General features: G+C 77.7%; 1 protein-coding gene. It reads left to right on the forward strand.

What is annotated here, in order from left to right:
• Positions 1 to 2,897 (forward strand): FAD-binding and (Fe-S)-binding domain-containing protein (locus tag FOE67_RS21365; RefSeq protein WP_438874276.1); only part of this gene is annotated, 2,897 nt, incomplete at its 5' end.
• Between the last annotated feature and the right edge of the window lie 73 nt (positions 2,898 to 2,970).

A 2,970-nucleotide genomic window follows, 5' to 3' on the forward strand; every position in this document is an offset into this window, starting at 1 on the left:
CCTCCCGCCCGGACACCACCCGCACCGCCGAACTCGAACACGCCCTGCGGGCCGCCGTCCGCGGCGAGGTCGGCTTCACGGCCGGGGACCGGGCCCTGATGACCATGGACGCCTCCAACCACCGTCGCGTCCCCCTCGGCGTCGTCGCCCCCCGCGACGCCGAGGATGTCGCCGCGGCCCTCGCCGTCTGCCGCGACCACGACGTGCCGGTCGTCCCGCGCGGCGGCGGCACCTCCATCGCCGGTCAGGCCACCGGGGTCGGTGTCGTCCTGGACTTCACCCCCCACATGAACCGGGTGCTCGCGATCGATCCGGACAGCCGCACCGCCGAGGTCGAACCGGGCGCGGTCCGCGACGCGCTGTGCGCCGCCGCCGCCCCGCACGGCCTGGTCTTCGGCCCCGATCCCTCCACCCACAGCCGGTGCACCATCGGCGGCATGATCGGCAACAACGCCTGCGGCTCCCACTCCGTGGCCGTGGGCACCACCGCCGACAACGTCCTCGCCCTGGACCTGCTGACCCGTGACGGCCGGGCGGTGCGCGCCGACCCCGGCGGCTCCGGTCTCCCCGCCGACCTGCGCGAGGCCGGTCACGCCCTGGTCGACGCGCACGCCGCGGCCCTGCGCACCGGCCTGCCGGAGCTGCCGCGGCGCATCTCCGGCTACGCCCTGGACCGCTTGCTGCCCGAACACGGGCGGGACTGGGCCCGCGCCCTCACCGGATCCGAGGGCACCCTCGCGGTCCTCACCCGTGCCACCGTCCGGCTCCTGCCGGTGCCCGCCGCCCGCGCCCTGGCCGTCATCGGATACCCCGACGAGAGCGCCGCCGCCGAGGCCGCGCCCGGTCTGCTGCCGCTGCGCCCCCTGACCCTGGAGGGCATGTCGGAGGACCTGATCGGGGGTCCCGACCCCGGCCGCCGGGCCGCCGCCCGAACCCTCCTGCCGCGCGGCGCCGCCTGGCTGTTCGCCGAGACCGGCGGGGACACCCCCGCCGAGGCCCGGGCCCGGGCCGCCGCCCTGTGCCGGGCCGCCGAGGGGGCCGTCGCCGCCGAGGTGGTGGAGGACCCCGCCGCGCAGCGGTCCCTGTGGCGGATGCGGGAGGAGGCCTCCGGTACCGCCACCCGGGCGGCCGACGGCGGCGAGGCGTGGCCCGGCTGGGAGGACTGCGCCGTCCCGCCCGCCCGGCTCGGCGCCTACCTGCGCGACTTCCGCGCCCTGCTGCGCGACCACGGTCTGCGGGGCGTGCCCTACGGCCACTTCGGGGACGGCTGCGTCCACGTGCGCATCGACTTCGACCTGCTCACACCCCCCGGAGTGGCCCGCTACCGCGCCTTCTCCGGGGACCTCGCCCGCCTGGTCGTCTCGCACGGCGGCTCCCTCTCCGGCGAGCACGGCGACGGCCTGGCCCGCGCGGAACTGCTGCCGCTGATGTACGGGGACGCCGTCGTGGACCTCTTCCACCGCTTCAAGGACCTGTGGGACCCCGGCAACGGCCTCAACCCCGGCGTCCTGGCCCGCCCCGACCGCCTCGACGACAACCTGCGCTTCACCCCGCTGCCGCGCGAACCGGTCCCCGTGGCCTTCGGCTACCCCGGCGACTCCGGGGACTTCTCGGCGGCCGTGCGCCGCTGCGTGGGGGTCGCCAAGTGTCGGGTGAACGACCCGGGCACCGGCGTGATGTGCCCCTCGTGGCGGGTCACCCGGGAGGAACGGCACTCCACCCGGGGCCGGGCCCGCCTGCTGCACGAGATGCTCGCCGGCGAGGTGGTCACCGACGGTTGGCGCTCCACCGAGGTGCGCGACGCCCTGGACCTGTGCCTGTCCTGCAAGGGGTGCCGCAGCGACTGCCCGGTCGGGGTGGACATGGCCACGTACAAGGCGGAGTTCCTGCACCACCACTGGGCGGGCCGGATCCGTCCCGCCGCCCACTACTCGATGGGCTCGCTGCCCCGCTGGCTGCGGCTGGCGGCGGCGCTGCGCCTGGCCCTCCCGGCCAACACCGCCGCCCGGGTACCGCCCCTGGCCGCCCTCGCCAAACGGCTGGGCGGCATCGACCCCGGCCGGGACATCCCACCGCTGCCCCGGGTGCCGCTGCACCGCCGTCCGGCGGTCCGGGCGGTGCGCCGCCCCGCGGCGACGATCGCCGCGGAGGCCGCCGCGGCCCGCGGCAACGGGTCCGGGCCGCGGGCCGTGCTGTTCCCCGACACCTTCACCGCCTTCCTCGCCCCGGAGGCCGGCGAGGCGGTGCTGCGGGTCCTGGGGGCCGCCGGGGTGAGGGCCTCGGTACCGCGCGAGCCGGTCTGCTGCGGCCTGACGTGGATCAGCACCGGCCGGCTGGACGCGGCCCGCCGGATCCAGCGCCGCACCCTGGACCTGCTCTCCCCGATGGTGGAGGCGGGCCTGACGATCACCGTCGCGGAACCGCCGTGTGCCGCCGCGCTCCGCTCCGACCTCCCCGAGCTGCTGCACGACGACCCGCGCGCCGAGACCCTGGCCGCCTCCGTGCGGACCTTCGCCGAGACCCTGGGGGAACTGGCGCCGGAGTGGGACCCGCCGCGCGTGGACCGGCCGCTGGTCGGCCAGACCCACTGCCACCAGCACGCCGTGCTCGGCGACACCGCCGATCGACGGCTGCGCGAACGCGCCGGTATCACCGGGGAACCCCTGACGGGCTGCTGCGGTCTGGCGGGGAACTTCGGCTTCGAGCGCGGACACCTGGAGGTGTCCACCGCGTGCGCGGAGGAGCGGCTGCTGCCCGCGGTGCGGGCGGCCGACCCGGAGGCGGTGCTGGTCGCCGACGGCTACTCCTGCCGGCTGCAGATCGACCAGCTCGGGCCCCGGGGCGGCCGGCCGGCCCGACACCTCGCCGAGGTGCTCGCCGACGCCCTGCCGCGGTGACGCCGCCCCGCGGCGGGGTGCGCCCCGGGCGCCGGACCGGCCCCGTGACGGACCCGCACCCCCGCCGCGGGGC

This window comes from Streptomyces calidiresistens (genome assembly GCF_014141525.1).
In the GTDB taxonomy this organism is placed as follows: Bacteria; Actinomycetota; Actinomycetes; order Streptomycetales; family Streptomycetaceae; genus Streptomyces; species Streptomyces calidiresistens.